This window comes from Pseudomonas sp. P4_C4 (genome assembly GCF_056402055.1).
Window position 1 is genome coordinate 11,397 of sequence record NZ_JBFUID010000032.1, and the last position, 25,593, is coordinate 36,989.

Here is a 25,593-nt window from a genome sequence, read left to right on the forward strand (position 1 = left end):
AGCCGATATGATCGCTCGAAAGACAGGTGAAATGTTTGTTGTAGTTGTTTGGTAGCCAATCTGTGCCATTTGCTCGGTAATTTCAACAAGTCCAAAAGTGACTGATCGGTTCTCCTCAGCGTAGCCTGATTTATTCTCGCCGGGCGGTTCACGAATCCTCAATGGATGTGTTTAGAATGCCCCTCGTCACGATTAACCGGCGTTCGTGTGGGTTGTTCCGGGACTCTGCGAATCTGTCCTTTAAAACAAGAACGTAGACGGGCAAAAAGACGATGGACGAGGACTGGCGAGTGCCGGCTCGATCCATGGTTTTTCCGTCATAGAGTGAGGCCGCCGGGATGGCGGTTTCATCGTGGGATGCCATGAATTTCATTCTTTACTCGGACATCAACGACAGCTCCATCAGCCAGAGCCTTGGTCGTCCCGAATACAGTTACTACTTCGTGCTCAAGGCGTATCGCCCTGTGCTCGAAAGCCTTGGGCGAGTGCATGTGGTGTCCTCCACCGCCGAGGTCGATCCGCTCTACAAACAGTTATTGGCCGCCGGCGAAGACAGTCTGTTCCTGTCGTTTACGCCGCCGCAGAAAACCCCGAACGACCTTGAGTGCCCGACGATCTGCGTGGTGGCCTGGGAGTTTGATTCGATTCCCGATGAACAATGGGATAACGACCCGCGCCAGGACTGGACGCAAATGCTGGCGCGGCAGGGCCGGGTGATCACACTCTCCAGCCATACCGCCCGGGCGATTCGCCGGACCATGGGTGAAGACTTTCCGGTGCTGGTGTTGCCGACGCCGTTGTGGGAAAACTTCGCCGACATTCGTAGTCGCCACACCAGCGTCCCGATCAGCGCCGGCTCGACCCTGGACATCAAGGGTTGCATCTTCGATACGCGCACACTCGGGCTGAGTGCCGATGCACTGATTCCCGTCGTGCCGACCGCCGAGGAACTGGCGGCGCTCGAGGCCGAGCTGGAGGCATTGAAGCCACCGCCGCTGACGCTCAAGCGCCGCTTGGTGATTGCTCGCCATTACCTGCATATGTGGCGCCTGGACAAAGGTAAATCGCTGCCGATCCCGGTGCATCGCACGCATTTTCTAAGCCAGTGGTACTGGGAAGGGATTCGCGACTTGTTGTCGGATGCCGCCCATGAGCGTCTCGCTGGCTGGCTGCCGGCCATCGCCGGCCCGCAGACGATTGCAGTACCCGAGCCAGAACCGCGACAGTGGCCGGACACCACCGCCCAGGTCGAAACACAGGTTGACGGTGTGGTGTACGTCACCGTGTTCAACCCGCGTGACGGTCGCAAGAACTGGCATCAACTGATCACTGCATTCTGCTGGGCGTTCCGCGAAACGCCTGACGCGACACTGGTGCTGAAGATTACCCAAAGCGATCTGTCGTCCTACCACGACGAACTGATGACGTTGCTCGCGCAGCTTTCGCCGTTCGCCTGTCGGGTGGTGGTCATGCACGGCTACCTGGACGACCCGCAATACGCCCGGCTGTACGAAGCCGCCAGTTACTACGTCAATGCCTCGCGCTGCGAAGGGCTGTGCCTGCCGCTGATGGAGTTCATGGCCAGCGGTAAACCGGTGATTGCCCCGGATCACACGGCCATGGAGGACTACATCGATGAGCGTGTGGCGTTTGTGGTCAAGTCCAGCGAAGAGCTGACCATCTGGCCGCAGGACACTCGCATCATCTACCGCACCCTGCGTTACCGGCCGGATTGGGGTTCGCTGAAAACCGCTTACGAAAACAGCTACCGTCTGGCCAAGGAACAACCCCTGGAGTATCAGCGCATGTCCCTCGCCGCCGTCGAGCGCATGCACGATTACTGCGCTTTCGCCCCGGTACAGAAACGCATGGCGGATTTTTTCGGGCTGGCACCACAGGCTTTGCCGACAGCAACCGTGACGGATACCGCCTCATGCTGATCATCATTCATTCGGAAACCAACCAGCAGACTATTGCCCAGAACCTTGGCCGCTCGGAGTACAGCTATTACTTCGTGCTCAAGGAGTACCGACCCGTGCTGGAGCGGCTGGGGCGAGTGGTAGAAGTCAGCGACCCGCAGACCGAAGTCGATGCCTTGTACATGGACTGTCTGTCCCGTGGTGAAGAATGCGTGTTCCTGTCGTTCTCACCGCCTCATCGCACGCCGGTCAATTTCGCCTGCCCGACGCTGCCGGTGTTCGCGTGGGAATTCAGCACCATCCCCAACGAACCCTTTGCCGGTGACCCGCTCAATGACTGGCGCACGGTGTTGCGGGCAGCGGGTGCAGCGATTACACATTCCAGCTACACCGTGAATGCGGTGCGCGAGGCGATGGGCACCGACTATCCGGTCATCGCGGTACCGGCCCCGGTATGGGATCGGTTTTCCGAGCGCGGCGCCCACTTGCAACGTCAGCCCTTGGCCAGTCAGGTGCGGTTGACGCTCAAGGGGTTGCTGGCAGACAGCCGTGAACTCGACTTGCGAGCCTTCGGCCCCGTGGCCACTCGTCAAGGTGTGGGTATTGATTTCGAGGCCCCGCCGAGTGAACACGAGTTGGTCCTCGACGGCGTGATTTACACCTCGGTGTTCAACCCCGGTGACGGGCGCAAGAATTGGGAAGACATGCTCAGTGCCTTTTGCGTGACGTTTCGCGAGGTGGACGACGCAACGCTGGTGCTCAAATTGACGCATCACGATGCCGAAGAAGCGCTGACCGACATCCTTCACCACTTGTACAAAAACCAGTCTTACCGCTGCCGGGTCGTGCTGATTTACGGCTATCTGGCTGACGCGGACTATGAGCAGCTGGTGCAGGCCACGAGTTACGTGGTCAACACGTCCTACGGCGAAGGCCAATGTCTTCCGCTGATGGAGTTCATGTCCTGTGGCAAACCGGCCGTGGCGCCACGGACCACGGCGATGATCGATTATCTGGATGCCGATAATGCATTCCTGATTGACTCCACCGATGAGCTGACGGCCTGGCCACATGACCCGCGCAGGGCGTTTCGTACCTTGCGTTACGTCACCGATTGGGCGTCGTTGTGCAGGGCTTACCAATCAAGCTATGACGTGGCCAAGGGTGATCCGGGGCGTTATGCACAGATGTCCGCGCACGCAGTGGCCAGCCTCAAGAAATTCTGCAGTCAGGCCACCGCCGAGCAACGGCTTGGCGTATTTTTTGAGCGCCTGTTCGAGAACCGTGTCGTGGAAACCCCTGAGGCATGATTCGCGCATTGGTCAGACGTTTCTTTGCAGAGACGAAACCCGAGCCCCGGCCCGCGCCGTTGCCGGTCGAGCAATCTCGTGTGTCGCCAAGAGATGTGGGCTTGCACGATGCAATGCATGACGGCTGGTTTTCGGGCGACAGCGGCGAATTGCTCAAAGGGTTTGCCATTACCGCCGACGACACCTTGCTGGATGTCGGCTGTGGTGAAGGGGTCGCGACCTTGTTTGCGGTGCGCCAGTGCGCGTCGGTGATCTTCACCGACAGTGAGTACGACAAGGTCCGCGACCTGGCGCGGCAAGTGCAAGCGCAGTCGGACAAGGCGAATCTAGGTCTGGTCAGCAACAGCCTGCCACTGCCTCTGGCCGATGGTTGCGCGAGCAAAGTCGTGTGCATGGAAGTGCTGGAGCACATCGATCAGCCAGAACCCTTCATGGCCGAACTGGTGCGCATGGGCCGCCCCGGCGCGCTCTACCTGCTGAGCGTACCGTCCCCGGTGGGCGAGCATTTGCAGAAAGGCATCGCCCCGGCCAGTTATTTTCAATCGCCCAATCATGTGCAGATTTTCAGTCCCGAGCGATTCGCCGCGCTGGTGGAAGACGCGGGCCTGGTCATCGAACATCGTCAGGCCACCGGGTTTTTCTGGGTGATGGGCATGATTTTTTTCTGGGCCAGTGAACGGGCCGCCGGGCGCGATCTGGGTGGTGCGGTTCGCGACCGGATTCAGGCGCCGTATCCGCCGCTGATGGAGAGCTGGGCGAAAACATGGCAGGACTTGCTGGCCCAGCCCGACGGGTTGGCGATCAAGCAGATGCTGGACCGGTTCATGCCCAAGAGCCAGGTGATCATTGCTCGCAAACCGTATGTCCAGGAGGGCGCATGAGCAACGAAAAACGGATCATGGACATCGAGTTGCTGCGCGGCATTGCGGTGCTTGGCGTGCTGTTTCATCACCTGCAGGACAGCCTGTTCGCGGCGGCTGTGCCGTTGTTGCAGAGCATCACGCTGTACAGCCAGCCGTGGTGGGGCGTGGATCTGTTTTTCGCGATCTCGGGCTTTGTCATTGCCCGCAGCCTGATCCCGGGCTTGCGCCGCTGCACCACGCGTCGGGAGTATTGGCAACAGACGCGCAATTTCTGGTTGCGTCGGGCCTTTCGTTTGCTGCCGTCGGCCTGGTTATGGCTGGCGCTGATGTTGCTGGCGTGTCTTTTTCTCAACCGTTCCGGCGCGTTCGGCACGCTGTACGCGAACCTTCAGGCGACCCTGGCCGGCGTCGCCCAGTACGCCAATTTTCGCTTTGCCGACAGTTTTTATCACTACGAGTACGGCACCAGTTTCGTGTACTGGAGCCTGTCGCTGGAAGAGCAGTTCTACCTGCTGTTTCCGCTGCTGATCGTGCTGTTGCGCAAACACCTGGTGTGGGCCTTGCTGGCGTTGGTGGCGCTGCAATTGTTTACCTTGCGCACGCCGATCCTGATGGTGGTGCGCACCGACGCGCTGGCCCTTGGCGTGCTGTTGGCGATGTGGAGCGTGCAGCCTTCGTACCGGCGCTGGGAGCCAAAATTCCTGCGTCGTCCATGGGTGGGTGTTGCCGCACTGATCGCGGTGTCGCTGCTGCTCAGCTTCATGGCAACGGATCGTTTCACCTTCACTTCTTACCGGATCGGCGTGATTGCGCTGTTGTGTGCGCTGCTGGTGTGGATCGCTTCTTATAACCGCGATTACCTGTTGCCGCGCGGCGTGTTCAAAAACCTGATGACGTGGGTCGGCAGCCGTTCCTACGGGATCTACTTGATCCATATCCCGGTCTACTTGCTGGTTCGTGAATTCATTTTCCGTTTACAGGCTGCCGGGCTGCCCAGTCCCGCTGGCCATCCGATTCTGATGTTGCTGATGGCTGGCGGCCTGATCGTGCTGCTGAGCGAACTCAACTATCGCTACATCGAAATGCCCATGCGCAACCGCGGCGCCTCGCTGGTCAAACGCCTGGGCACCTCCCGAACAGCCGTCCCATCCTCTGGAGCTACCTCATGCTGAGCCTTTTAAAGAAACTCACGGCGGGCACGCCCGCGCCTGTGCAGCCAGAGACAGCGCCCGCGGCGCCAGTGGCGGAGAAAGTCGACCCCTACATGCTCGGCCTGCACGACGCGATGCTCAGTGGCTGGTTCAATCAGCAAACCGGCGAACTGTTCACCGGCTTCCCGGTAACCCCCGAGGACACGCTGCTGGACGTAGGCTGCGGCGACGGCGGCAACGTGCATTTCTGCGGGATGCGCGGGGCGAAGATCATCATCGCCGACATCGACGCGGCGAAGGTCGAAGCGACCCGCCAGCGCCTGAGCGATACACCGGCCCGCGACGTCGAATGTCATGTCACCGACTGCAACCCGCTGCCGATAGCCGATGCGACCGCCACGCGGGTGGTGTCGACCGAAGTCATCGAGCACGTGGACGATCCGGCCCAGTTCCTCGCTGAGCTGGTGCGCGTCGGTAAACCGGGCGCGTTGTATCTGCTGAGCGTCCCGCACCCCAGCTCCGAAGACCTGCAGAAAGATATCGCGGCGGCCGAGTATTTCCAGAAACCCAACCACATCCGCATCATCAGCGAAGAACAGTTCAAGGCCATGGTCAGCGATGCCGGCCTGGAAGTGATCAGCCATAGCCAGTACGGATTCTACTGGTCGATGTGGATGCTGTTGTTCTGGGAAGCCAAGGTCGATTTCAGCAACCCGGACCATCCGTTGCTCAACCACTGGGCGGATACCTGGCAGGCGATTCTGGCCTCGCCACGGGGTGCACAGATCAAGCAGGCGCTGGATGCCGTGGTGGCGAAAAGTCAGGTGATCATTGCGCGTAAACCCTGATCGGCATTAAGGCTGCACCCTGCTCATGCATGATCCAGCGTTGCAGACAGGCTTGGCGATGGGGTACTGATTCCCATGAAGCGCCGCACTCGTTCTCCTTTGGCATCGCATCGTATGGTTTCAGGTGCGGCATCCAGTTGGATATTACCGTTCTCCATGAACACGACCCGGTCGGATATCGACATGGCAAAGTCCATTTCGTGGGTCACGATCAGCATGGTCATGCCTTCTTTGGCCAGGTCGCGGATCACGTTCAGCACGTCGTTGACCAGTTCCGGGTCGAGGGCCGAGGTAGGCTCGTCGAACAGCATGATCTGCGGCTCCATCGCCAGGGCTCGAGCGATCGCCACGCGCTGCTGTTGCCCGCCGGAGAGCTGGTGCGGGTACTTGTGGGCATGGGCCAGCAGGCCGACCTTGTCCAGTAGCGCATAGGCACGATGTTCACTCAGCTCGCCCGGCTGGCCGTGGTAACGCGGTGCCAGCGTGACGTTGTCGAGAATGGTGCGGTGCGGGAACAGGTTGAAGTTCTGGAACACCATGCCAATGTGCCGCACGCCTTTGCGCAGGCGGGAGCCGTTGGGTTTGTCCGAAGCCTCGATGAATTTTTCGCCGAACAACAGAATGTCGCCGGTATCGATGGTTTCCAAGCCGTTGACCGTGCGAATCAGCGAAGTCTTGCCGGAGCCGGATGGCCCGATGATCGAGACCACCTGGCCGCATTCGACATTAAGGTCGATACCCAGCAGCACCTTGTGCGTGCCATAGCTCTTCTGGATGTTCTTCAGTTGCAGGATCGGCGTTGTGTTGCTGCCTGCTGCCTTGCGCGCAGTGTCGGGCAACGCTTCGGCACTGGCCTTGAACCTGGCGATGGTGGCCGCGTCGAGCGTGTGCGGCTTGCGGAAGTTCAGGTCCAGATAGCGCTCCAGGCGTTGCAGGAAATAACCGAACACGGTGACGATCAACACGTAATAGACGCCTACCGCCGCCAGGGTTTCCATGACCAGGAAGTTGGTGGCATAGAGGCGTTGGCCGACCGTGAGGATTTCGGTCAGGGAGATGACCGAGACCAGCGATGTCAGCTTGACCACCGTGATGTATTCATTGATCAAGGTCGGCAGCGAAATACGGAAAGCCTGGGGGATCACGATCAGGCGTTGCATGCCCAACAGGCCGACACCCAGCGCGCGCCCGGCTTCCTTCTGGCCCTTGGCCACGGAGATCAGGCCGCCACGATGGATTTCCGCCATGTACGCAGCTTCCGTAACTACCAGCGCCAGCAACCCTGCGTAGAAGGGGTTGGACAGAATCGGTCCGCTACCGGGAAACAATTGCGGCAGGTTGTAGACGAAGACCACCAGCACCAGCAACGGGATGCTGCGGAAGAACCAGATGTAGACCGCTGCGGGAATGCGCAGCAAGGGCGATTGGGACAGCTTGGCCGTGGCCAGGACAAAACCCAGCAGCATGCCGATGAACCAGGCCAGGGCACTGAGCTGGACTACTGTGACGCAGGCCTTCCAGAAGTCCGGCAGGGAGAACAGGGATAAGAAATACGACCAATCGAATTGCATGGGGCACCTCGATCTGCCGCCCCGGTGCAGGGGAGGCAGATGACCAGACTACAAGGACAGGTTCTTAGTTGGCAGTCGGTTCTTCCAAGCCATATTTCTTGAGGATTGCCGCGTATTCTCCGCTCTTTTTGCTCTCCTCGAAGGCCATTTGCACGGCCTGGTAGGTTTCGTCGTTACCTTTCTTGACGAAGATGCCCAGGGTTTGCTGATAAATCGGATGCTCGGTGGTGATCACCACCCGGCCGTTGGTCTTTTCCGCGATCATTTTTGCCGCGCCGGCGATTTCGACCTGAGCCTGAATGTTCCTGGACAACAGGGCCTGGGTCACTTCGGGGGCCGAGGGGTACTCGCTGACGGTGATCGCGCCTTTGTTGTTCGGCACACAGTATTCATCGGACAGCTTCCTGAATTCCTTGACCCAGGTCGTGCCCTGTTCCAGGCCCAGTTTCAAGCCGCACAGGTCCTCAGGCTTCTTCGCATTGATCTCGCTGCCCTTGGGCACCATGACCGCGGCGCCGGTGTTGGCATAGGCGATGGTCTGGGCCTGGGTCTGGCGCTCCGGCGTGATGTACATGCCGGAGATGACTGCATCGTACTTGCCGGAGTTCAAGCCGAGGATCAGGCTCGGGAACTTGGTGTCGACGAACTCCACCTTGGCGTTCATGTGCTTGGCCAGTGACGTTGCCAGTTCGGGGTCCGAACCCACCACATTCTTGTCCTTGTCATAGGACTCGAAAGGAGGGTAGGTGATCTCCATACCGACCTTTAACGTGTCTGCCGCGGCCATGCTCACCGAGGCACCGAACATACCGGCTGCCAATACAGCCAGGCTCAAAAGGTTTTTCTTGTTGTTTTTCATGATGTGCTGACTCCGGCGTAGGTAGGGGTTTAGCTGAAAACTTCAATCAGGACGGTTGCGCCTGATTTTTCAAATGTCCGAAACTGGCGGGCTTGCGTGCCTTGCCTGGCAGTTGAACTTCCCCGTTGGCCACCCTCTGGCGCAGATACTGATAGGTCTGCAGCGCCTGGCCATACATGTGTTCGCCGATGGTGATCTCTTCGTAGTCGTTGCCTGCCTGGGCGAACCCGGGCAGCGGCTTGATCTGGGTGTGATAGTCGCAGGCATAAAACAGCGGAAAGGAATAGCGCTCCTCCTTCACGCTGCGCACCCGGTGCGCAGTGGCAACGAAAGCGCCTGCCGTCATCACTTCCAGCATGTCGCCGATGTTGACGACAAAGGCATCGTCCATCGGTGGTGCATCGATCCATTGGCCAAGATCGTTCATCACCTCAAGGCCCGGTTTGTCGGCCAAAAGGATGGTGAAGCACTCGTAATCAGTATGAGCGCCAAGACCCGGTGCGTCATGGGCAGCACCGTCAAAGGGGTAGTGGATCAGGCGCAGCTTGGACGGCGGACGAGTGACCAGGCTGTCGAAATAGTTTTCTTCCAGGCCCAGGGTCAGGGCGAAGCCACCGAACAGGCGCCGGCCCAAGGCGAAGATCGCTTCATAGTAGGCCTGCACCGACGCCTTGAAACCTGACAGCTGCGGCCAGTCGTTGGGCCCCAGCAATGGGGTGTTGGCCAGCACCAACGGGTCATCGGCCGGGACCTCGAAGCCGACGTCGAAGGCTTCCTTGTGGTCCGGCTTGCCTTTGGAATAGACCTCTTCGCCTTCGGGTACAAAGCCCTTGTGGGTTTGTGAGGTGCCGATGTAGTGGCGCATCTTGGCGTCCAGGGGCTGGTCGAAAAAGTCCTTGGCGGCCTTGCGCAGGTTGGCGATCAGTTGCGGGTCGATACCGTGATGGGTGATGTAGAGGAACCCGACCTCGCTGGCGGCGCGCCCCAATTGTTCGGCCACGGCCAGGCGGTGTTCAGGTTCAAAGCTGAACAGACCAGCGATGTTGACCACCGGGATGCTATTGAAGTTGGCTTTGTGGGTGTCATTGCTGGCGCTGTTGTTTTTGTTGTCAGGCATGATGCATCGGCTCCCTAAGGATGGCTTGAATGGCTGAAACGCTCGAAGTGTTCGCGCTCGGTCTGGCCCATCCATACGTTCAATGACCAAAGGTCGGCGACCGGGACATTGGTGAAGGGCAAATGATGCAGGTAGCCGTCGGCGCCGAATTCCGGGGTCAGGGTGCTGACCCGGTAACCGCGGGCTTGTTGAGAGCGCCAGATGCTTTCCCAGTGCTGCTGATGGAACGCCAGTTCCCTTGCATATTCGGGAGCCGCCGGGTGCGGAACCTGAGGCCCCTGGTCATAACCGACCCGGGCCTGGATATGGTGAACCCGCTCGATGAAAGCGCTGAGGTCATCGGCCGGGTCATTCAACAGGCGTTCGCAGGTCACCACCCAATGGCTGATGTCACTGGTGAACAACAGATCGGGCAGTTGGCGGATCAACTCCAGGGTCACCCAGGGGTTGAACAGCGAACGCGAGCGGTGGGTTTCGAAACTGCAGACCTGGCCATGCTTGCGCGCCAGATCCAGCGCCTGGCCGAAAAACTCCACTTGTTGTGGCAAGGACCAGCGATCATTGCCCGCCAGCACGTTGACGAAGCGTGGGGCGAGTTCGGCGGCCCAGGCGAGTTTCCGGTCGAGGTCATTGAGGTGGACGGCAGGCGTTGCCGACTGGTCCGGCAGCACGTCGTACGCAGTGAAGACCGTGCTGATATAGCCCAGGCGATTGGCCTGGAGAAAAGCGCCGAACTCGGCCCGTTCACGGGCGTCCAGTGGCAGGCGTGCTTCCATGCCGTCAAAGCCCGCGTGCAGCAACTCCTCGAGCGCCTGAGCCTTGCTGGCGGTATAGCCCCACAGCGTTCGGAAAATTTCCAGCTTCATCGGTGATCCTCAAAAATCCCAGGGCCTGCTGCAAAAGCATTTCGACGGCGCCAGGCTGCGAAGCGCCTGGTTTGCTGTGGAGTCGATGTTAGGCACAGGCCGCGCGGTGAAAGAATCTGAAAGTTCAAATGAATACTTCAGACTTTCACTAACAAATAGCTAGCTATTTATCTCGCTTGCCAGGAGGGATTTTATGGGCGAGAACGTGTCTACGTTGGCTATTAGCGAGAGATGCCATTGTTACGGCATCATTTTGAAGACTCCCAAGCGACACCGGGTTGCCGAGGGTTCGCTTTTGGTCGATTCTGCTGAATAGTCGGTCCTTCCAGACTGCCCGGATTCAACCGGGCGCTGCCGACGAAGTTCCAAGCTACTTGCCATTCCTGGCATGCGCTACCTTCGCTCGAATACCATCAAAATACTGGGACGTTCAGCTCTGTCGTTAACGGCCCAAGGATGGGGTTTGCCTTGAACCGGGCCAACAAATGCTCAATCACCCGATCTACCTTGGCATAGGCGGCAGTGACGCTTGAAGGTACCAGCGGATCAAACTGTATCCCTTCCATCTCGATATCGAGTCGTTTCAAAACGGGTTCGGCGTCCAGGATCTGGTGGCGTATTTCATCCAGCGAACATTGCATTGTCGACCTCCTTGTAATGCCATAAGTACAGACACGCCTATCGTTAACTGCATGTCGGATGACGCAGTCAGGATATGGCAGCTGCTGTCTTAAAAATGAAACAAAATTGTCGCGTAGAAATATTACTGAAATGTTTCAGTCCTATGATCGAGGGAGATCTTTTTCAGGGTTACCTTCCTCATGCGTCGAGCTGTGTTCAATCAAAAAGGAGGCGTTGGCAAATCAAGCATCGCCTGCAATCTCGCGGCTGTCAGTGCTGCCGAAGGCTACAGGACGCTGCTGGTGGATCTCGATCCTCAGGCTAACTCGACCCAATACCTGACAGGGCTGAAAGGCGATGATATCCCCATGGGGATTGCCGATTTCTTCAAGCAAACCTTATCCAGCGGCCCGGCCAGCAAAAAGAATCGGGTGGCCATCACTGATACTCGCTATGACAATCTGCACCTGGTCACGGCCAGCCACGAGCTTGCTGACCTGCAGTCAAAGCTTGAGTCCAAATTCAAGATCAACAAGCTGCGCCGMTTGTTGGTGGAGCTTTCCGAAGATTACGAACGCATTTATATCGACACGCCGCCTTCCCTGAATTTCTATACGTTCAGCGCACTGATTGCCGCCGACCGCGTGCTGATTCCATTCGATTGCGACAGCTTTTCTCGTCAGGCGCTCTATAGCGTCATCGCGCAAGTGGCCGAGTTGCAGGCTGACCATAATGAGTCGTTGATCGTGGAAGGTGTGGTGGTCAACCAATTTGTGGCGCGTGTCAGCTTGCACCAGATGCTGATCGACGAGTTGGTGGCCGAAGGCTTACCCGTGTTACCGGATTATTTGAGCAGCACGGTCAAAATGCGTGAGTCCCATGAAGCGTCGGTGCCCATGATCCACTTGGCTCCACGCCATAAGCTGTCATTGGAGTTCGTCAGCCTGTTTTCCGCTTTGGAAAGAGCCGGTTGATCGTAAGAGCAAGGTTGAAAATTCAGCGTCTGACGATGGGATGGCACGCCTTGGTTCGCCATCTGATTCCGTGCGCTGAACATAAAATTGAAATTGAAATGCCAGTACGATAACTCGCGCGCAATCGCTAGCTCCTGCTTCGAATCAACACCTGTTTTCCTGGCCGCCTTTGGGATGGCCATTTTTTTTGCCCGAGATTTTTGGACGCAGCATTTTCAGTTTTTGCATTTCGTCCTCGGCTTGTCGAAGTTCACAGGTGGAAGCCTCCGCCCACAGGTGCTCCAGCGGTTTAAGGCCGGGCTCAAGTTTTACCTTGAGGCATGCACACATTTTTAATTTCTACTGAAGGCCCACGCATAAGCGTTCTACAAACAGTAAAAGCGACGGACTTCGCCCCCGAAGGCCTGACCACGGTCGGTGAGTTGGGCATCAACAAGTCGTCGCACAACACCATCCCGGGTCTAGTGAACTTCACCGTCGACCTGCGTCATCACCGCGATGAAACCATCGAGGCGATGGAGCAACAGGTCCGTGGGCGGCTGCAGGCGATCGCCGACGCTCGCGGTTTGAAACTGGCGATCACCCCGCACTGGATCATCCCGGCGACGCCGTTCGACGCGGACTGCGTGGCGGCGGTACAACAGGCCATGGACGCGCTGGGCTACGCTCAGCAGTCGATTGTCAGTGGCGCCGGACATGACGCGATCCACCTGGCGCGGTTCTGCCCGACGGCCATGGTGTTCATCCCGTGCGTGGGCGGTTTTAGCCACAACGAAGCCGAAGACGTACTGCCCGAGGATATGCGCCAGGGCACTGATGTGTTGCTCAACGCCGTGTTGGCCCGCGCCGGAAGCACTGAATAAACACGATCCCTGTGGGAGCGAGCTTGCTCGCGATAGCGGTGGATCAGTCGCCATCAATGTTGAATGTGCTGGCCTCATCGCGAGCAAGCTCGCTCCCACAGTGGGATGCGGTTGGTTTCAAGACCTACGTTCGCTGACAGGAATTTATCCCATGCGCAGTTTTTTCCACCCCGAACAATTGCTCCACCATCCACGCAGTTACTACTCCCGTGGCCAGATGCGTACGCCGCAGGAAGTGCCGGAGCGTGCGCAGCGCCTGGTGCAGGCGTCTCATGCGTTGGGTTTTACCGTTGAGCAACCGGCCGATGCCGGGCTCGCTCTGCTGCTGACGGTGCACGGCGCACCGTACCTGGCGTTCTTGCAGGAAGCCCATCAGCGCTGGAAAGAGATTCCCGAAGATTGGGGTGACGAAGTGATGTCGAACATCTTTGTCCGCGAACCCAATGCCCTGCGCGGAATTCTCGCGCAAGCCGCGCGCTATCTGGCCGATGGCAGTTGCCCGGTGGGCGAGCAAACCTGGCGTTCGGCTTACTGGTCGGCGCAAAGCGCCATCGCCGGTGCCCGGGCGTTGCTCGAGGGTGAACCGGCAGCGTATGCCCTGTGCCGTCCACCGGGTCACCACGCCCGGGCCGAAGCGGCGGGTGGTTTCTGTTATATGAACAATGCGGCGGTGGCCGCCCAGGTATTGCGCGCCGGTTTTTCGCGGGTAGCGGTGCTGGATACCGACATGCACCACGGGCAAGGGATTCAGGAGATCTTCTACGAGCGTGATGACGTGCTCTACGTTTCGGTGCACGGCGACCCGACCAACTTCTATCCGGGTGTCGCAGGTTTCGCCGATGAGCGCGGTGTCGGGGCGGGCGAGGGTTTCAACCTCAACCTGCCGATGGCCCATGGCGCCAGCGAGGCCGACTTTCTGGAGCAATTGGATGTAGCACTGAAGGCGGTGACGGACTTTGGCGCCGAGGTGCTGGTGCTGTCCCTGGGCTTCGACATTTTCGAACTGGACCCGCAAAGCAAAGTGGCGGTGACCCGCGAAGGGTTTGCCGTGCTCGGTGAGCGGATTCGCAGCCTTGGGTTGCCGTGCCTGATCGTGCAGGAGGGCGGGTATCACCTGGAGAGTCTGGAGGATAATGCGCGGGCGTTTTTTGTGAGCCCTGAGGTTTGGCAGCTCTGAGATCTTGGGTGTCTGGAAGATTGCTTTCGCGGGCAAGTCGGATCGCCGCACCGCCGCTCCCACAGGTTTCGCGTCGTCCACAAATCTGCGGTTCTACTCGGACACTGTGGGAGCGGGCTTGCCCGCGATGAACGATAACCCGGTCCACCTGACGGAACACAAGCGCCCTACGGCACTTGCCATAGCCCTGACGTTAACGTAAAGATTGCGGCAGGGCGCCGATGTATGAAGGCGCAGGGCGGATGACCCGGAGCGCTTGATGACGCTAATAAAAACAAACTCCCCCAAACTGCATCGCGAAGCCCGGCTGGCCCGGGAAAAGCTGCACCTGGAAGGCGAAGTGCCGGATGGCGTCCTGCGTGCGGAAATCGATGCCTCCTGGCGACGCAGTCTGAGCCATGGTGTGCATTTCAATGCCAAGCACGAGCTGGCGCTGGAATCGAGTGCCAGCCTCGACGTGTTGCTGGCAAGCAACCGCTTGCTGATCGACGCCGCGTTGCCAGCGATCGATTACCTGGCCGAGCGTCAGGGCAAGGAAGGGCTGATCATCCTCGCCAACTCCGACGCCACCATCCTCGCCGTCGAAGGCCGCGCTGACCGTCTCAAGGGCAGCGGCCTGCAGGACATCACCCTCGGCGCCTGCTGGAGCGAAGCGGTTCGCGGCACCAACGCCCTCGGCACGGCACTGGTGGAAGCCCGCCCGACCCTGATCGATTGCGGCGAACATTATCTGGATCGCCTCAGTGATTTTTCCTGTACTTCGGTGCCGATACATTGCCCCCAAGGCGACATTCTTGGCGTCCTCGACCTGACCCGCGAAGGCCCGCTCGGCCGTGCCCACGACAGCACTGCGCTGCTGGCCATGGCGGTCAGCCAGATTGAAAGCCGGGTGTTCAACGCCAGTTATCCTGACGAAATCGTCCTGGCCTTCCACAGCCGCAGGCAATACCTGGAATCGCCGTGGCAAGGCCTGCTGGCCGTGAGTCTTGGCGGGCAGATCCTGGCGGTCAGCGCCCAGGCCTGCCAGTTGCTCAACGCCGAGCGCTCGGCCCTGGTCGGGCGACGCTGCGAGGAGTTTCTCGGAGTCGACGGCCTGCAGTTGTTGGCGCGTCTGCACCAGGGCGGGGCCGGCAGCCTGCAAACCGCCAAGGGTGAATTCTTCTACAAAACCCTGCGTGCGCCGCAACGCTCGATCAACGTCAGCAGCCCGCCGCGCACTGTCGCGAAACCGGCCAAGGCGCAACCGGATCTGGAAGCGCTCGCCGGCAGCAATACGCGCTACGCCCGTGCCTTGCGCATGGCCCGCCAGGGGCTGGCCAATGAACTGCCGGTTTTGTTGTTGGGCGAAACCGGCACCGGTAAAGAGGTTATCGCCCGCGCCCTGCACATGGCCGGAGCGCGCTGCGACAAACCCTTCGTGGCAGTGAACTGCGCGGCCATTCCCGAAGGCCTGATCGAGTCCGAACTGTTCGGCTATCGCGAAGGCGCGTTCACCGGTTCACGCCGGGGCGGCATGGTCGGGCGCTTGCAGCAGGCCCATGGCGGCACCTTGTTCCTCGATGAAATCGGCGACATGCCCCTGGCCTTGCAGGCCCGACTGTTGCGGGTATTGCAGGATCGCAAGGTCGCGCCCCTGGGCGCTGGGGAAGAGCAGGACATCGACGTTGCGCTGATCTGCGCCACCCATCGCGACCTCAAGCGTCTGGTGGAAGAAAAACACTTTCGCGAGGACTTGTTCTACCGGGTCAACGGCATCAGCGTGATGCTCCCGGCCCTGCGCGAACGCGAAGATTTCGCCGCGCTGGTCAGCCGCATGCTGACGACACTGGGCGCCCCCATCGTGGTTCTGCACGATGATCTCAATCGCTTGCTCGGCGGTTATCACTGGCCGGGCAACATCCGCCAACTGGAGATGGTTCTGCGCACCGCACTGGCCATGCGCGAACCGGGTGAAACCGTGCTGACCCTCGACCACTTGCCCGACAGCATGCTCGACGAGTTGACCGCCAGCGAACGGCCCCAGGCCGGCAGCATCCGGGAAAACGAACTGGAGCTGATCCGTCAGTCCCTGGACACGCATCAGGGCAACGTCTCGGCCGCCGCCGACGCCCTGGGTATCAGCCGCGCGACCCTGTATCGCAAGCTCAAACAGTTGCGATCGTGATGCAGCGCCTGATCGTTCGGCTGATCGACAGCCAGAACCCCGAGGCGCTGCAAGCGTCGCTGCGCTGGCTGTACAGCTTTGTGCGACCCCATCGCCTGGCGATTGCCGGGCTGTTGGGCCTGTCGGTCTGCGCCTCGGCGCTGGTGCTGGTGCAGCCGTGGCTGACCAAACTGCTGATCGATGATGGCCTGTTGGCGCGCAACTTCCCGATGCTGGTGTTGATTGCCGGGCTGATGATCGTCGCCGGGTTGTTGGGCACAGCGCTCTCGGGCATCAACCGCTACCTGCACACGCGATTGTCCGGGCGCATGCTGTTTGCCTTGCGCGATGACCTGTACCGGCATTTGCAAACCCTGTCGCCGGGCTTTTACGGCCAGCGGCGCATCGGCGACCTGATGTCGCGCCTCGATGGCGACGTCGCGGAAATCCAGCGGTTTGCCGTGGACTCGCTGTTTTCGGCGGTGTCCAGCGTGATCGGCCTGGTGGTGGCCGTGGCGATGCTGCTGACCTTGTCCTGGAAGTTATCGCTGCTGGCCCTGGTGCTGATTCCCCTCGATGTCCTCTGGCTGCGCTGGATGCGGCGCAAGGTCGAGCGCGATGTGCGGCAGTTGCGCGAGCGTTCGGCGGACATGTCGTCGTTCATGGTCGAGACGCTGCCGGTGATGAAATTCATCCAGTCCGCCGGCCAGCAACAGCGCGAAGCACGGCGCCTCGAGACGCTGGGGCAGGGCTACATGAGCCAGTTGCTGCGCCTGCAAGTCACCGAGTTTTTCACCCAGGCCGTGCCCGGTACCCTGACCTCGCTGTCCCGGGCCTGCGCATTCTTGATCGGCGGTTACTGGGTGGTGCAGGGCACCTGGCAACTCGGCGCCCTGATTGCGTTTTCCACTTACCTGGGCATGGCCGTGGGGCCGGTGCAGAGTCTGCTCGGGCTTTACGTCGCGATTCAGCGGATGACGGTCAGCCTCGGCCGGGTCATGGAATTGCGCGGCGAACAACCGACCGTGTTGACGCCCGTCACGCCACGCCCGATGCCCAATGGCGGCGATCTCTGGTTCGACAACGTGCACTTCGCCCATCCCGGCCGCCAATCGACCTTGCGCGGCATCGAGGCGCGGATTCCCTACGGTATGAAAGTGGCCCTCAGCGGCGGCTCCGGCGTAGGTAAATCCACCCTGATTGACCTGCTGCAACGTCATCACGATCCGCAATCGGGCCGGGTACTGCTGGGCGACGTCGATCTGCGCGAACTGGACCTGTTCCAGTTGCGTCGGCGCATCGCCATCGTCAGCCAGGACATCGTGCTGTTTCGCGGCAGCCTCGCCGACAACCTGGCCTATGCGGTGCCGGACGCCAGCCGCGAAGCGATTGCCGAAGTGGCGCGACTGGCGCAACTCGACAGCCTGATCGAGTCCTTGCCCGAAGGCCTCGACAGTCCGTTGGGCGAGCGCGGTCAGCAGTTGTCCGGCGGGCAGAAGCAACGCATCGCGATTGCCCGGGCGCTGTTGCAGGACCCTTTGATCCTGGTGCTCGATGAAGCCACGTCCGCGGTGGATGAAGCCACCGAGCGCGAAGTCATCGACGCCATCGACCGCTTGTTCGCCGGGCGTACGCGCATCCTGATCAGCCATCGCCCCTCAACCCTGGCCGATGCCGATCTGCGTTTCGAATTGCTCGACGGCGTGCTGACCTCGAAGACGGTGCTGCATGAAACCTGAATTGCGTATTGGTGTGGTGGACAGCGGCCACTCGGCGGCACAGCGGGTGCGAGTGATCGCCGGTCGGCGCTTTGCATTGCTCGAAGACGGTCTGGCCGAGGGCGAGTTGCGCGACGACCCGCTGGGGCATGGCAGCGCGGTGATCGAGGCGATCGGCCGGCGTGCCCCCTCGGCGCTGTTTTGCGTGGCGCAGGTGTTCGACCAGCGCGGTGTCACCAGCGCCTTGCAGATCGCCACGGCGATTGACTGGCTGCTGGCGCAGGACGTGCGACTGATCAATCTGAGCCTTGGCCTGCGCCAGGATCGCAGCCTGTTGCGCGTGGCCTGCGCGGCGGCAGTGGCGCGGGGCGTGCTGCTGTGTGCGTCGAGCCCGGCCCAGGGGGAAGGGGTGTTCCCGGCGAACTATCCGCAGGTGGTGCGGGTGACCGGCGATGCGCGCTGCGCCGAGCAGGAATGGTCGTGGCTCAACACTGCCCAGGCGGATTTCGCCGCGTGTGTGCAGGGCACCTATCCGGGGCAATCCGGGGCGAGCCTCGGTTGTGCCGCCTTGAGCGGGCACATCGCCGGGTTCCTCGCCGAACAGCCTGACGCCAGCAATGCGCAAGTCATCGAGTGGTTGCGCGACCATGCCCGTTACCGTGGCCCTGAACGGCGCTTCGGGCCATGACCGACGTCGTCATTCTTGGCGCCGGACCGGCCGGCGCCGCCGTCGCGCTGGGGCTACGGCGGCTGGGCCATGGCGTCACGCTGATCAGCGAATGGCGCCGGTTTGCCGCGCTCGAAGGCGTGTCCGTGCGGGTTCTGGATGCCTTGCGCAGCGCGGGCCTGCATCAGGCGTTGACGGAGGCGGCGCTGCCTTCTCAACGCCAGGTGAGCTGGAACGGCCAGCACCATGCGCAGAACATCGAATACTTGCTCGACCGTCCGGTGTTTGACCGAGGCCTGCGCGAGGATTTGCGCCTGGCGGGGGTCGAGCTGATCGAAGGCCGGGTGCTGACGGTTCAGTCATCGGCCAATGGCCACCGAATAGAAATCGACGGACGCGAACCACTGCTCGCGCCGTTTCTCGTGGAGGCCCGCGGACGTCAGGCCCCCGCTATCGGCAAAGGCTTGCGTGGACCCGAGACGGTCAGCTTGCTCAATCGCTGGCAAGGTTCGCCGGGCAGCACCGCCAGCGCCGTAGAAAGCCTTGAGGATGGCTGGGCGTGGATGGCGCGACGCGCCGACGGTCAGTGCTACTGGCAATGGACAGTGGACGTTGCCAGCGCCGGGTTGCCGGGCAAGGCCATGTTGCTCGATTACTGCCGACAGCGGCGCCATGCTTCGAAGCTGGCCGCCGCATTTTTTGCCGGTGAAGCGGAGTGTGATCTACAACTGCACGCCCGCAGCAGCACGGCGATTCTGAGCCCGCAGGTGGGTGGTGAAAACTGGATTCGGGTCGGCGATGCGGCAATGGCCGTCGACCCGCTGTCGGGCAACGGGATCTTTCAGTCCTTGTCTTCGGCGTTGCAGGCGCCGGCAGTGATCAACACGCTGCTGTGCAAGCCCGAGCGAGCGGCTCTGGCCCAGCGTTTTCACCAACAGCGGGTGGAGCAGTTGTTTTTGCGGTTTGCGCGGATCGGCCGGGATTTCTATGCCGATGAGCAGCGCTGGCCGGACCAGCCGTTCTGGCAGGCACGACGGCAATGGCCGGATGCCGAGGTGGCCCATGCCGAGGCGGATTTCGATGCGCTGAGGATTGAGCGGGCGCCGGTGTTGCGTGAAGGGTTGGTCGATGAGGCCGAGGTGGTGATCACGGTCGATCAGCCGTTGGGGATCTGGCATGTGCAGGGGGTTGAGGTGGCGCCGTTGGTGCGGCGGTTAAAACACGGCGAGCCAGCGGATCTGGTGTTGGCCGGATTGACGTTGGAGCAGGGAAGGTTGGTTCGTGGCTGGTTGTTGGCTCAGGGGTTCAAACCCTGAGGTTTGAGCTGTCTGGACCGGCCTCATCGCGAGCAAGCTCGCTCCCACAGTGGTTTTGCGTCGTACACAAATCCCCTGTGGGAGCGAGCTTGCTCGCGATGGCGGTCTGAAGAACGCCGCTATTACAACTTGATCAACACCGACTTCAACTCGGTGTAATGCTCGATCGCCGCATACCCCATCTCACGCCCGACCCCGGACATCTTGTAGCCGCCGAACGGCAGTGCCGGGTCCAGGGCGCTGTGGCAGTTGACCCATACTGACCCTGACTTGATCCGTGGAATCATCCGGTGCACCGCCGCCAGATCATTCGACCAGATACTCGCGCCCAATCCATACGGACTGTCATTGGCCATGCGCAAGGCATCGGCCTCGTCGTCGAACGGAATGGCCACCAGCACCGGGCCGAAAATCTCTTCCTGCACCAGTGAGTGCTTCTGATCGACATCGACAATCACCGTCGGCTTGACGAAGAACCCCGGGCCGAACTGCTCACCGCCGCAGGCGATGGTCGCGCCGCTTTCCCGGCCCTTTTCGATGTAGCCGTAGACGCGCTCCTGCTGGCGCGCCGAGATCAACGGCCCCATGTCGACGCTCGGGTCGAGGCCGTTGCCGAGTTTCATGGCGTTGGCGATGCCAGCGATGTCCGCCACCACATTGTCGAAGTGCTTGCGCTGCACATACAGCCTGGAGCCTGCGCAGCAGACCTGTCCCTGATTGAAGAAAATCGCGCTGGCGGCCCCGGCCGCGGCGGTTTTCAGGTCGGCGTCGGCCATGACGATGGTCGGTGATTTGCCGCCCAGCTCCAGGGTGACCCGGGTCATGGAATCCATGGCGATCTTGCCGATTTGCTTGCCCACCGCAGTGGAGCCGGTGAAGGTCAGCTTGTCCACCAATGGGTTATGAGTCAGGGCGGAGCCGGCGGTGATGCCGGTACCGGTGACCACATTGAACACGCCTTCGGGGTAACCAGCCTCCAGCACCAGCTCGGCGAGTTTCAGTGCGGTCAGCGGGGTTTCGTCGGCGGGCTTGAGCACCACGGTGCAACCGGTGGCCAGGGCCGGGCCGAGTTTCCAGCAGGCCAGCAGTAGCGGGAAGTTCCAGGCGACGATGGCGCCGACCACGCCCACCGCTTCACGTCGAATGAAACTGTGGAACTGGTCGTTGGGCATCAGCGGTGCCGACACGTCAACCGTGGAACCTTCGATCTTGGTCGCCCAACCGGCCATGTAGCGCAGGAAGTCGATGGCCAGTTGCACGTCCATCACCTGGGCCACCGCCGCGCTTTTACCGTTGTTCAGGCATTCCAGCTGTGCCAGCAACTCGGCGTCGCGCTGCATCAGGTCGGCGAGTTTCCATAACAGGTTCTGCCGCTCCCGGGGGCGGGTGCGGGTCCAGGCCGAATCGTCGAACGCCTGGCGGGCGGCAAGTACCGCGCGGTCGACATCCGCAGGCGTTGCCCGTGGCACCACGCACAGCACTTCGCCGGTGGCCGGGTTGTGCAGGGGCATGGTCTGGCCGTCGGCGGCCTCGACCCAGTCACCGCCGATCAGCATGCGCGGGGCGCGCTGGATGAACGCCGAAGTGGCGGGAAGCACATTTGGAAGCGACATGATGAAACCTCGTCTTGTTCGTGTGGCGAGGTCATTCGCAATGGCTGTGCCAGTTGTGTTTTTTTGGCCAGAAGGCCCCATCTGGTGGGGCGTGACAGATTCTCTGTGGATCACCATGAGATCGATAAACGTCGCAAATTGCGACGACGTGAGACGTCCCGAACAAAATGTACATCAGGAACGTAATGCTTTTTGTAGGAGCGAGCCTGCTCGCGATGGACTAAAGAGCGCTGCGTTTAACTGGTAAGCACGCGTAATCGTTAACGACCATCGCGAGCAGGCTCGCTCCTACAGAAAGCTATGCTTGTCTCAGAGTGCAACAGTTGTCGCGAAATTGAACGTGTTGCCGCGATGGCATGACTGGCAAAACTCCCGCCGATTCTGGCAAACCATTGATTCATTGAGGTATTCGTAAGCTGGCACGCTCCGTGTATTGCTCATCGCAGACGTTTCTCTTGCCTCCGTCAGCAGATCAAAGCCGACGGCAGAAACCAAAAAAAAACGATAAGCCACAACAATAAGAACGCACCGTGCGAGGTTCGACGTTGATGAAGAGAAAACTCCGATCAGGCATGAGCGCCAGCCTGCTGGCCGTAGCTGCTTGTGTAGCGCTGCATTCACCCCCTAGCCTGGCAGCCCGCGACGCCCAGACCATCCTCAAGGAAACCTGTCAGGGCTGTCACACCCCCGAAGCCGAAAACGCCCTCAGCCGCATCAGCCACCAGCGCAAAACGCCGGAAGGCTGGCTGATGAGCATTGCCCGGATGCAGACCATGCACGGCTTGCAGATCAGCGATGACGACCGCCGGACGCTGGTCAAGTACCTGGCCGACACCCAGGGCCTGGCGCCGAGCGAAACCGACGGCGTGCGCTATGCGCTGGAGCGGCGGCTCAATACCGTCGAGCACTTCGACGACCAGACCAGCCAGATGTGCGGCCGCTGCCACTCCGGTGCGCGGGTGGCCCTGCAACGGCGTCCGGCGCAGGAGTGGGAGCGCCTGGTGAACTTCCACCTCGGTCAGTGGCCGTCCCTGGAGTATCAGGCGCTGGCCCGGGACCGCGACTGGTTCGACATCGCCCGCAAGGACATGGTGCCGCTGCTGGCCAAGCGTTATCCGATGGACAACCCGGCCTGGAAAAAATGGCAGAGCGTGGCGCCCAAAGCCGATGCGCTGGTGGGTGACTGGAGCTTCAGCGGTCACTTGCCGGGCAAGGGTGAACTGGCCGGTGTGATGACCGTGAGCGCCGATGGCAGCGACACCTTCAAGGTCAGCGTCAAAGGCCAATACGCCGACGGCAGCCCGTTCAATGGCGACGGCAGTGCAATTCTCTACACCGGCTACGAATGGCGCGGCAACGTGACCATCGATGGCGTGACCATGCGCCAGGTGTTCGCTGCTCAAGGCAATGCGATGCAGGGCCGGATGTTCGAGGCCGAGCACGACGAGCGCGGCCTGGACTTCGTCGCCGCCAAACAGGGTTCCCAGCGGTTGCTGGCGGTGCAGCCGGGCTATCTGAAGGCCGGCAGCGAAACCGAAGTGACCCTGATCGGCAGCGGCCTGACCGGCAAGCCGAACTTTGGCAAAGGCGTGGAAGTGCTCGAAGTCGTCTCGCAGAGCCCGCAGCAGATCAAGGTCAAGCTCAAGGCCGCCGCCAATGCCCAACCGGGGGCGCGCGCGGTCAGCGTCGACACGCTGAAAGGCCCGAGCCTGTCGGTGTACAGCAAGATTGCCGAAGTCAAAGTGGTGCCGGAATTTTCGGTAGCGCGGATCGGCGAGGGCGGCGGTTCGACGCCGAAGGTCCAGGGCCGTTTCGACGCAGAAGCCTGGGGCAAGGGCGCTGACGGCAAGCCGTATCGCATCGGCGTGTTCCCGGCGCAGTGGAAGGTCGAAGCCTTCGACGACCGCGCCAGGGAAGACGAAGACGTCAAGTTCGCCGGCACCATGCAGGCCGACGCCGGCGTGTTCACCCCGGGCGATGCCGGGCCGAACCCGGCACGCAAGATGTCCACCAACAATGCCGGCAACCTCAAGGTGATTGCCGCCGTCGACGACGCAGGGAAGTCCCTGACCGGCGAAGGCCACATGATCGTGACCGTGCAACGCTGGAACAATCCACCCATTCCGTGATGTTGCAACGTGAGCTTGGCTGAAAACGCTTTCAGACACTTTTCGGAATGACCGCAAGCCCCGCCAACCGGGGCTTGCACAGGAGGTTGGCAATGGGCGCTATCTTGAATCTGGTCGAACGCAACCTGCACGAAGTGCAGGTCGATGCCGACCGCATGCTGTTTCACATCCCCAGCAGTTCGCTGTTCGCCAGCGATGAACTGACGGGCACCATCATCGATACCTTGCGCGGGCCCGGTTGTTCTTCGGACGACCTGATCCAGCGCCTGGCCGCGCGGTTCAATGGCGAGGAAATCACCGAGACCCTGCGCGAACTGATGGCCCTGGAACTGGTCAGCGACGGTTCGCCGCTGACCCCGGACATCGCCACCAAGCGCGTCGAGCGCACGGCAATCAATACCGTGGTGCTCAACGTCAACACCGGCTGCAACCTGAGCTGCACCTATTGCTACAAGGAAGACCTCGACAAGCCGTCGGCGGGCAAGAAGATGGACGTCGAGACGGCGATTGCCTCGGTGGAAATGCTGCTGCGCGAATCCCCGGACGAAGAGCGTTTCACAGTGGTGTTCTTCGGCGGCGAACCGCTGAGCAACCGCAAGCTGATCGAGTACATGGTCGACTATTGCGAGAAGCGTTTTCGCGAGGCGGGCAAGTTCGTCGAATTCGTCATGACCACCAACGCCACGCTGCTCACCGAAGAAACCGTGGACTACCTCAACGCCCACCGTTTCGGGCTGTCCGTTAGCATCGACGGGCCGAAGACCGTGCACGACCGCAACCGCATCACCGTGGGCGGGCAGGGTACCTATGACGTGGTGCGGCGCAAGGCCGAGATGCTGCTGTCGCGCTACAACAGCCGCCCGGTCGGTGCTCGCGTAACGCTCACCACCGGCGTGACCGACGTCGAAACCATCTGGGATCACCTGTTCAACGAACTGGGTTTTGCCGAAGTCGGCTTTGCCCCGGTGACCTCCGGCGACATCAGCAGCTTCAACCTCACCAGCGATGAGCTGGTGCAGGTGTTCGCCAACATGAAAAAACTCGGCAAGCGTTACCTGGAAGCGGCGCTGGAGCACCGCAACATCGGTTTCTCCAACCTGCACCAGCTCATCACCGACATCCACGAAGGCCACAAGAAAGCCCTGCCATGCGGCGCGGGCCTGAAGATGCTGGCGGTGGATCACAAGGGCGAGCTGAACCTATGCCACCGCTTTACCGGTTCGAGCCTGCCGACCTTCGGCAACGTCCACAGCGGCGTGAAACAGGTGGAGTTGAACGACTTCCTGTCCCAGCGCCTGGATCGCACCAACACCGGCTGCGAGGACTGCCAGATCCGCAACCTGTGTTCCGGCGGCTGCTACCACGAGAGCTACGCCCGCTACGGCGACCCGACGCACCCGACCTATCACTACTGCGAACTGATGCGTGACTGGGTCGACTTCGGCATCGAGGTCTACACCCGGATCATGGCCAATAACCCTGCGTTCATCAGCAGCTACATCACTCCGCGCAAGGCTCACTGATATGAAACATCTCAAGGCAATCAATAACAAAGCGTTGAAGCTGGATCAGGCCGCGGATGAAAACCGCATTGAAGAAGTGGTGGCCATGAGTTCTGTGGCGGGCTGTGCCTCGACCACCGACCCGGGCTGGGAAATCGATGCGTTTGGCGGTGTGTCTTCGCTGTGCCAGCCGATGGAGGCCGACCTCTACGGTTGCTCCGACCCTTGCTGGTGGCCGGCCCAGGTGCCCGACATGATGAGCACCTACCCGGACTGGAACAAGGATGCCCAGGCGTCCAACGAAAACTGGCGCAACCTCGGCACTGTCTTCCCCAAAGACAAGTGATCACAGAAGAAGGATTCCAG

The 25,593-nt window shown here is 60.8% G+C and carries 20 protein-coding genes and 1 pseudogene; 15 read left to right on the top strand and 6 right to left on the bottom strand.

What is annotated here, in order from left to right:
* The first annotated feature begins 362 nt into the window (after window positions 1-362).
* The 5 genes from AC1DXW_RS17360 to AC1DXW_RS17380 are packed head-to-tail and all read left to right on the top strand — an operon-like array spanning window position 363 to window position 6,091.
* On the top strand, window positions 363-1,940 hold the full coding sequence (locus AC1DXW_RS17360) for a glycosyltransferase (RefSeq protein ID WP_477756216.1): 1,578 nt from the start codon (window positions 363-365) through the stop codon (window positions 1,938-1,940).
* Entirely contained in the window at window positions 1,934-3,229 is a 1,296-nt protein-coding gene (locus tag AC1DXW_RS17365) for a glycosyltransferase (protein WP_477760258.1), read from the top strand. Before AC1DXW_RS17360 ends, AC1DXW_RS17365 begins: the two co-directional genes overlap by 7 nt.
* On the top strand, window positions 3,226-4,110 hold the full coding sequence (locus AC1DXW_RS17370) for a class I SAM-dependent methyltransferase (protein WP_477756417.1): 885 nt from the start codon (window positions 3,226-3,228) through the stop codon (window positions 4,108-4,110). The genes AC1DXW_RS17365 and AC1DXW_RS17370 overlap by 4 nt, the downstream gene beginning before the upstream one ends.
* Window positions 4,107-5,264: an acyltransferase family protein gene (locus tag AC1DXW_RS17375; RefSeq protein ID WP_477756418.1), complete on the top strand. Its 1,158-nt coding sequence runs from the start codon at window positions 4,107-4,109 to the stop codon at window positions 5,262-5,264. Before AC1DXW_RS17370 ends, AC1DXW_RS17375 begins: the two co-directional genes overlap by 4 nt.
* On the top strand, window positions 5,258-6,091 hold the full coding sequence (locus tag AC1DXW_RS17380) for a class I SAM-dependent methyltransferase (RefSeq protein ID WP_414873274.1): 834 nt from the start codon (window positions 5,258-5,260) through the stop codon (window positions 6,089-6,091). The genes AC1DXW_RS17375 and AC1DXW_RS17380 overlap by 7 nt, the downstream gene beginning before the upstream one ends.
* Window positions 6,092-6,114: 23 nt before the next feature.
* Here AC1DXW_RS17380 and AC1DXW_RS17385 read toward each other — a convergent pair whose 3' ends face one another.
* The 5 genes from AC1DXW_RS17385 to AC1DXW_RS17405 form a co-directional block, all read right to left on the bottom strand.
* Entirely contained in the window at window positions 6,115-7,662 is a 1,548-nt protein-coding gene (locus AC1DXW_RS17385; RefSeq protein WP_477760259.1) for an amino acid ABC transporter permease/ATP-binding protein, read from the bottom strand.
* Window positions 7,663-7,726: 64 nt separating this feature from the next.
* A complete protein-coding gene (locus AC1DXW_RS17390) occupies window positions 7,727-8,521 on the bottom strand; it encodes an ABC transporter substrate-binding protein (protein WP_477756707.1) in 795 nt (264 codons plus the stop codon).
* 46 nt (window positions 8,522-8,567) lie between these two features.
* Window positions 8,568-9,638 (bottom strand): isopenicillin N synthase family dioxygenase, encoded by a 1,071-nt coding sequence (locus AC1DXW_RS17395; protein WP_477760260.1) that lies wholly within the window; start codon window positions 9,636-9,638, stop codon window positions 8,568-8,570.
* A 14-nt stretch (window positions 9,639-9,652) separates the two neighbouring features.
* Window positions 9,653-10,504 (bottom strand): sugar phosphate isomerase/epimerase family protein, encoded by an 852-nt coding sequence (locus tag AC1DXW_RS17400; RefSeq protein WP_477760261.1) that lies wholly within the window; start codon window positions 10,502-10,504, stop codon window positions 9,653-9,655.
* Between the two features lie 413 nt (window positions 10,505-10,917).
* Entirely contained in the window at window positions 10,918-11,145 is a 228-nt protein-coding gene (locus tag AC1DXW_RS17405; protein WP_477756895.1) for a hypothetical protein, read from the bottom strand.
* Between the two features lie 180 nt (window positions 11,146-11,325).
* Here AC1DXW_RS17405 and AC1DXW_RS17410 point away from each other — a divergent pair, with 180 nt between their 5' ends.
* The 7 genes and pseudogenes from AC1DXW_RS17410 to qhpG all read left to right on the top strand — a co-directional run bounded on the left by AC1DXW_RS17410 (window position 11,326) and on the right by qhpG (window position 19,983).
* Window positions 11,326-12,099 (top strand): ParA family protein, encoded by a 774-nt coding sequence (locus AC1DXW_RS17410; protein WP_477760262.1) that lies wholly within the window; start codon window positions 11,326-11,328, stop codon window positions 12,097-12,099.
* Window positions 12,100-12,479: 380 nt separating this feature from the next.
* Window positions 12,480-12,962 (top strand): annotated as a pseudogene (locus tag AC1DXW_RS17415) (M20/M25/M40 family metallo-hydrolase); the annotation flags it as partial.
* Window positions 12,963-13,113: 151 nt separating this feature from the next.
* Window positions 13,114-14,139, top strand: a complete 1,026-nt coding sequence (locus tag AC1DXW_RS17420) for a histone deacetylase family protein (protein ID WP_477753906.1) — start codon at window positions 13,114-13,116, stop codon at window positions 14,137-14,139.
* Between the two features lie 259 nt (window positions 14,140-14,398).
* Window positions 14,399-16,303 carry a sigma-54-dependent Fis family transcriptional regulator gene (locus AC1DXW_RS17425; RefSeq protein WP_477760263.1) on the top strand — a complete coding sequence of 635 codons (1,905 nt, stop codon included), beginning with the start codon at window positions 14,399-14,401 and terminating at the stop codon, window positions 16,301-16,303.
* Complete coding sequence (locus tag AC1DXW_RS17430; RefSeq protein WP_477753904.1) at window positions 16,303-18,021, top strand: ABC transporter ATP-binding protein; 1,719 nt, start codon at window positions 16,303-16,305, stop codon at window positions 18,019-18,021. Before AC1DXW_RS17425 ends, AC1DXW_RS17430 begins: the two co-directional genes overlap by 1 nt.
* Window positions 18,011-18,688 (top strand): subtilisin-like serine protease QhpE, encoded by a 678-nt coding sequence (gene qhpE / locus AC1DXW_RS17435; protein ID WP_477760264.1) that lies wholly within the window; start codon window positions 18,011-18,013, stop codon window positions 18,686-18,688. The genes AC1DXW_RS17430 and qhpE overlap by 11 nt, the downstream gene beginning before the upstream one ends.
* Entirely contained in the window at window positions 18,685-19,983 is a 1,299-nt protein-coding gene (gene qhpG, locus AC1DXW_RS17440) for a flavin-dependent monooxygenase QhpG (RefSeq protein WP_477753902.1), read from the top strand. The genes qhpE and qhpG overlap by 4 nt, the downstream gene beginning before the upstream one ends.
* A gap of 122 nt (window positions 19,984-20,105) precedes the next feature.
* Here the strand turns inward: qhpG and AC1DXW_RS17445 are convergent, their stop codons facing one another.
* Window positions 20,106-21,596, bottom strand: coding sequence for an aldehyde dehydrogenase family protein (locus AC1DXW_RS17445; protein ID WP_477753901.1), 1,491 nt, complete (start codon window positions 21,594-21,596; stop codon window positions 20,106-20,108).
* Window positions 21,597-22,144: 548 nt separating this feature from the next.
* On the opposite strand from AC1DXW_RS17445, the gene peaA reads away from it, so the two are divergent.
* The 3 genes from peaA (at window position 22,145) to qhpC (ending at window position 25,573) form a co-directional block, all read left to right on the top strand.
* Window positions 22,145-23,725, top strand: coding sequence for a quinohemoprotein amine dehydrogenase subunit alpha (gene peaA, locus AC1DXW_RS17450; RefSeq protein WP_477753900.1), 1,581 nt, complete (start codon window positions 22,145-22,147; stop codon window positions 23,723-23,725).
* Window positions 23,726-23,817: 92 nt separating this feature from the next.
* Complete coding sequence (gene peaB / locus AC1DXW_RS17455; protein ID WP_108231965.1) at window positions 23,818-25,248, top strand: quinohemoprotein amine dehydrogenase maturation protein; 1,431 nt, start codon at window positions 23,818-23,820, stop codon at window positions 25,246-25,248.
* 1 nt (window position 25,249) lies between these two features.
* On the top strand, window positions 25,250-25,573 hold the full coding sequence (qhpC, locus tag AC1DXW_RS17460) for a quinohemoprotein amine dehydrogenase subunit gamma (RefSeq protein ID WP_007971075.1): 324 nt from the start codon (window positions 25,250-25,252) through the stop codon (window positions 25,571-25,573).
* Window positions 25,574-25,593 lie beyond the last annotated feature (20 nt).